General features: G+C 65.3%; 6 protein-coding genes. 3 read left to right on the forward strand and 3 right to left on the reverse strand.

Annotated elements, in window-relative coordinates; genetic code table 11:
• Together ACLHHB_RS17425 and ACLHHB_RS17430 are read left to right on the forward strand one after the other, a co-directional pair.
• Positions 1 to 417, forward strand: a 417-nt coding sequence (locus ACLHHB_RS17425) for a carboxyl transferase domain-containing protein (protein ID WP_410219550.1), incomplete at its 5' end; no start/stop codon positions are given.
• Positions 418 to 467: 50 nt separating this feature from the next.
• The gene (locus ACLHHB_RS17430) at positions 468 to 1,736 is read left to right on the forward strand and encodes a bifunctional folylpolyglutamate synthase/dihydrofolate synthase (RefSeq protein WP_410219551.1); all 1,269 of its coding nucleotides are present in this window, start codon (positions 468 to 470) and stop codon (positions 1,734 to 1,736) included.
• A 24-nt stretch (positions 1,737 to 1,760) separates the two neighbouring features.
• Here the strand turns inward: ACLHHB_RS17430 and ACLHHB_RS17435 are convergent, their stop codons facing one another.
• Both ACLHHB_RS17435 and lysM read right to left on the reverse strand, forming a co-directional pair.
• Positions 1,761 to 3,644, reverse strand: a complete 1,884-nt coding sequence (locus tag ACLHHB_RS17435) for an acyl-CoA synthetase (protein WP_410219552.1) — start codon at positions 3,642 to 3,644, stop codon at positions 1,761 to 1,763.
• 157 nt (positions 3,645 to 3,801) lie between these two features.
• Complete coding sequence (gene lysM / locus ACLHHB_RS17440; protein WP_410219553.1) at positions 3,802 to 4,269, reverse strand: peptidoglycan-binding protein LysM; 468 nt, start codon at positions 4,267 to 4,269, stop codon at positions 3,802 to 3,804.
• 153 nt (positions 4,270 to 4,422) lie between these two features.
• Between lysM and ACLHHB_RS17445 the strand changes: the two genes are divergently transcribed.
• Positions 4,423 to 4,959 (forward strand): CAP domain-containing protein, encoded by a 537-nt coding sequence (locus ACLHHB_RS17445; RefSeq protein ID WP_410219554.1) that lies wholly within the window; start codon positions 4,423 to 4,425, stop codon positions 4,957 to 4,959.
• A gap of 25 nt (positions 4,960 to 4,984) precedes the next feature.
• Here the strand turns inward: ACLHHB_RS17445 and ACLHHB_RS17450 are convergent.
• The coding region (locus tag ACLHHB_RS17450) for an ABC transporter ATP-binding protein (RefSeq protein ID WP_410219555.1) at positions 4,985 to 5,746 on the reverse strand (762 nt) is incomplete at its 5' end.

Raw genomic sequence — 5,746 nt, forward strand, 5'->3', positions numbered from 1 at the left:
CGCATGCAGGAGGGGATCCTGTCCCTGATGCAGATGCCCCGCACCACCGTCGCGGTCGAGATGCTGCGCGAAGCGGGCCTGCCCTATATCGTCGTTCTGACCCACCCGACCACCGGCGGCGTGACCGCCAGCTATGCGATGCTGGGCGACATCCAGATCGCCGAACCGAATGCGCTGATCTGCTTTGCGGGGCCGCGGGTCATCGAACAAACGATCCGCGAAAAGCTGCCTGAAGGGTTCCAGCGCGCCGAGTACCTGCTGGAACACGGGATGCTGGACCGGGTCACCCACCGCAAGGCCCTCCGGGACGAACTGATCTCGGTCCTGCGGATGCTGGGCGGGCTGCCGGCGCCGACGCGCGGCGACCTGCCTGCACCGGTCGCCGAACCCGCATCGGAACCCGAAAAAGCCGACTGATCATCCTTGTCCTGTTTTCCGGGAGATGGGGGCTTGCCCCCGCGATAGACATGAGCCAATCCGACGTCATCCTGGCGCGCCTGATGGCGCTGCACCCCAAGGTCATCGACCTGTCGCTGGACCGGATGCACCGCATCCTGGCCGCCCTGGGTCATCCCGAACGCCACATTCCCCCGGTGATCCACATCGCCGGCACGAACGGCAAGGGCAGCACGCAGGCCATGATCCGGGCGGGGCTCGAGGCCGGGGGCATGCGGGTCCATGCCTATACCTCGCCGCACCTGGCCCATTTCCACGAGCGCATCCGCCTGGCCGGTGACCTGATCGCCGAGGAAGAACTGGCGCTGGCACTGGAAGAATGCGAGGCCGCCAATGGGGGCCACCCCATCACCTTCTTCGAGATCACGACGGCTGCCGCCTTTCTGGCTTTTTCACGCCACCCTGCCGATTATACGTTGCTGGAAGTCGGCCTTGGCGGCCGTCTGGATGCCACCAATGTCGTTGATTCACCGCGCCTGACGGTCATCACCCCCGTCTCGATCGACCACACACAATATCTGGGGGACACACTGCCGCTGATCGCTGCCGAAAAGGCAGGCATCATCAAGCCTCGCGTGCCGGTCGTCATTGGTCCGCAGGAGGACGAGGCGTTGCGGGTGATCGAGGCCCGTGCCCAGGGGCTGACGGCACCGATCATTGCCCATGGCCAACACTGGATGATCCAGCGCGAGCGTGACGGCATGGTCTTTCAGGACGATCAGGGCTTGTGGGACCTGCCGCTGCCGAACCTTGTCGGGCCGCACCAGATCCGGAATGCCGGAACGGCCCTTGCCGCCTTGCGGGCCTTGGGCGCGACCGGTGTACAGGCCCGCGCTGCCGTCAGCGACGCCCAGTGGCCCGCCCGGATGCAGCGTCTGCGCCGGGGTCCTTTGGTCGATCTGGCCGGAAGCGCCGAACTGTGGCTGGACGGCGGGCACAATCCCGCCGGGGGCCTCGCCTTGGCTGCAACACTGTCAGCCCTTCCGGTGCGCCCGACGCATCTGGTCTGCGGCATGCTGAACACCAAGGACATTACGGGCTATCTGCGTCCCTTGGCCGATCATGCCGCCAGCCTTTCCGCCATCGACATCCCCGGAGAGCCGAATACTCTGCCCGCAGAAGCCACGGCATCCGCCGCGCGGGAGGTGGGTCTTGTCACCCGCACCGCCAGTGACGCGGCCGAGGCGATCCGCGCCATCACGGCCACCGATCCGGCCGCGCGCATCCTGATCTGCGGTTCGCTTTACCTGGCCGGCCGGATCCTGCGTGAAAACGGCTGACGGCAGGACATCCAGGTTCGCGCACTAGGCCCAGTCCCAAGGGCAGGTGAACTGCCCCAGCCGCGTCCTGACCTCGGCCTCGTCGACGTTGCCGTCGCGCGACAGTTGCGCGACTAGACCGCGCTTCTTGTCCTCATGGACGGCCAGGACATGGGTACCGGTGCCTATCAACGCTTCGTCGTAGACACGCTTGATGGCCATCCGCCGCAGGTCGGGCTTGAAGATCTTGCCCACGGCCGTCTTGGGCAGTTCCGGCAGGATCTCGATGTGCTTGGGAACGGCGGCACGCTCGTGGATGTGGGTCTTGGCATGTTCGGCCAGTTCGCGGGTCGAAACCTCGGCTCCTGCCACCAGTTCAACATAAGCGCAGGGTAGTTCGCCGGCAAAACCGTCGGGCTGCCCGATTGCGCCCACAAAGGCCACGGCAGGATGCGACAGCAGCCCTTCCTCGATCTCGGCCGGGTCAATGTTGTGGCCGCCGCGAATGATCAGGTCCTTGGCGCGACCCGTGATCCACAGATAACCGTCCGCATCGATGCGCCCCAGATCGCCCGTGCGCAGATAACGGTCCTCGGCGAACAGGCGGTGGTTCTTGTCGGCCTCGGTATAGGTCGATCCGGGAAAGACGCCGGGGCTGGCCAGGCAGATTTCTCCGACCTCGTCGGTGGCGCACTCATGCACACGCCCGCTGTCGTCGTGGTTCAGGATGCGGACATGGGTATAGGGGAACGGGATCCCGACGGAGCCGACCTTCTTGACCCCGTACACCGGATTGCAGCTGACCAGGCAGGTTGCCTCGGTCAGGCCATAGCCTTCCGCAATCTCGACGCCCGTAGCGGCCTTGAAGCGGTTGTAGAGCTCGATCGGCAAAGGAGCCGAACCCGAGATGGCGGTCTTGAGGCTGCTGACATCGGCATTCACCGGTCTCTGCATCAGTGCCGCGATGGCGGTGGGCACGGTGATCAGAAAGGTCGCCTGCCAGCGCTCGATCAGCTTCCAGAAGTTGTCGAAGACCCCGTCGCCGCGATAACCGGCCGGCGTCGGCATCACCACATGCGCCCCCGACGCGATGCAGGACATCAGGATCGGATAGGCCGCAAAAACGTGGAACATCGGCAAGGGGCACATCAGCACGTCCGTTTCGTCGAACAGCAACGTCCCCCCCAGCCAACCGTTGTAGATCATGCCGGAATACTTGTGCTGCGCGACCTTGGGCGTCCCGGTGGTGCCGCCGGTATGGAAATAGGCCGCAACGCGATCCTGTCCGGGATCGTCAAAGTCCAGCCGCGTGTGGTTGCAGCCGCTGGCGCAAGCCTCGAAGTTCAGCACCTTGGCATGGTGCCTGACTTTCACCCGCGGCCGGATCAGCGGCACGATCCACCGCTTGATGCCGCGCAGATGCCGGTTCAGGTCGACTTCGATCACATGCGTGACGCCAGGGGCCTGCGCCACGGCCTCGGCAGCCTTCTGGGCCACGTCGGTCTTGGGAAAGGACTTCAGCGTCACAAGGACCTTGGCCCGGGTTTCGCGCAAGATGCCGGCGATCTGCCGGGCGTCCAGCAGGGGGTTGATCGGGCTGACGATCCCGGCGGTGGCGCCAGCCAACAGGACGACAGGCGTCTCGATGCTGTTGGGCAGCAGATAGGCAACGGTGTCCTGGGGCCCGACGCCAAGGCTCCGGAACAGGTTGGCAGTCTCAGTCACCCGCTCCAGCAGCTCCTGCCAGGTCAGCGTCGTCGAAGGGGCACGCGGCCCCGACAGCAACTGGAACGAGACGGCGGAACGTTGCGGGAATCGTTCGGCCGTGCGCGCCAAGAAATCGTAGATTGTTGTGGGAAGGTCGCGGGCCGCATAATCGCACTCCCGATCCAGCCGGTCCCGATCTTCGAATGTGCTGAACTTGCCCATTTCGGCCTCCCCTCCTTGCCGGCCGTCGGTCGCGGCCCCTCCCTGTGACACAGGATGAGCCGGATTTGCATGGTGGGGCAAGGCCTTGGTCCGGGAAAGCCGATAAAAACGCCGCGTCACCAGAGAACGTGCACCCCACCTTTTCCCCTGCCTGCAATCATCCTTGGGGAATACGCAGAACCTGCCCGGGATAGATCTTGTCGGGATCGTTCAGCATCGGACGATTGGCCTCGAAGATGGCGCCATAGCGGTTGGCGTCACCCAGATGCTCCTTGGCGATGGCTGAAAGCGTTTCGCCCTTGCGGACGGTGTGGAACACCGGCTGGGGCGCATCCTGAGGCAGGTCGGCTTCGACCTTGGCGATGCCTTCGACATTGCCCAGCGCCAAGATCAGCTTTTCCATCGTTTCGCGATCGGTGCCCCTCGATTCGACAACAACCGTGTCACCCCGCAGCCGCAGATGCACGTCATTGGCATCCAGGTTCAGGGCGCGCAGCTCAGCCTTGAGCGCAGCGACCTTGCGCTGCGTGTCATCCTCGGCGCCAGTGGCGGCTGGTACGGGCGCGGCCTCGGCAGCCCCCAGAACGGGCTTGCCCGCGTTCTTCACGAAATCCCAGATGCCCATTGTGATCGTTCCTGTGTTGCCTCGACCCGAACACGAAGCAGCAGGACCCAGTTCCGCCGTATCAAAGGCGAGTTATCTTCCGTTTACTCTTCCTTTAGTTGCAACCTGTAAAAGGTGACGCATAAGATATGATGAACCAGTGGAGCGGTGATCATGCCAAAGCCCAGCCTCTTTTCGGTCCTCCTGCTGTCCTGCACGCTTCTTGCAGCCTGTGCGGCGGATCCGGAAACGGGACGGACCGACGACCCTCATGCCGTCCAGGTATCCGCTCCGGGCGAGGCCCGCTGCCTGCAGACGGACCCGGGACAGAATGCCGCCGGCGTTGCGGCAACCAACCAGATGCGGAGGCAAGCAGGCCTGCCGCCGGTGCGTTCCAGCATGCAGTTGGCTCAGGTGGCGGCAGCCCATGCCTGCGACATGGCACGGCGGGGCCGGATGACCCATATCGGCAGCACGACCACCGGACCCGCCGCGCGGGTCAAGGCGGCAGGTTACCGGCCCAGCGTCACCGCCGAAAATATCGCTGCAGGCCCTTATTCACTGCCGCGCGTCCTGCAGGAATGGAACAAGTCGCAAGGTCACCTGAACAACATCCTGTTGCCGCAAGTGCGCGACTATGGCGTGGGACAAGCTCTTGGCCCTGACGGTCGCACCATCTACTGGGCTGCGGTCTACTCCGCTCCGCAGTAACCGCACCTCCCGACAACCCTTCCGATCAAGATCCGGCAAAGCGGTCTAGGACTGTGCCGCCGACTGCAGCGGGGCGATTGGCAACAAGCCGGGGGGCTTCGCTTGCCGTGCCGGCTCCGTCCGTGAACTGCATCCGCGCGAGCCGTGCATAAAGCCCACCCTGCGCGACCAGCGAATCATGGCTGCCCTCGGCCACGATGCGCCCCTGGTCCAGCACCACGATGCGGTCGGCTTTCTTGACGGTGGCCAGGCGGTGCGCCACGACAACTGTGGTCCGGCCTTCGGCCAGCCGGCTGACGGCGGCTTGGACAAGCGCCTCGGACTCGGCGTCCAGTGCGCTCGTGGCCTCGTCCAGCAGCAGGATCGGCGCGTCGCGCAGGATGGCCCGGGCGATGGCCACGCGCTGGCGCTGGCCTCCCGACAGCATCACGCCGCGCTCGCCCAAGGCGGTGTCGTAACCTTGCGGCAGGGCCGCGATGAAGTCATGCGCATGGGCGGCACGGGCTGCGGCCTGCACCTCGGCATCGCTGGCCGTTGGCCGGCCAAGGCGGATATTGTCGGCAGCCGAGGCGGCAAAGATCACCGGGTCCTGCGGGACCAGCGCGATCTGGCTGCGCAGATCGACCCGTGCCAGTTCGCGCAGGTCGATGCCGTCCAGCGTGACCCGCCCCTGCCGCGGGTCCCAGAACCGCTGGATCAGCTGGATCACCGTTGTCTTGCCCGCGCCCGAGGGGCCCACCAGGGCCACCGTTTCGCCGGGACGGATGGTCAGGTCGATGCTGTCCAG

The organism is Paracoccus sp. (in: a-proteobacteria), assembly GCF_046462195.1.
Lineage (GTDB): Bacteria > Pseudomonadota > Alphaproteobacteria > Rhodobacterales > Rhodobacteraceae > Paracoccus.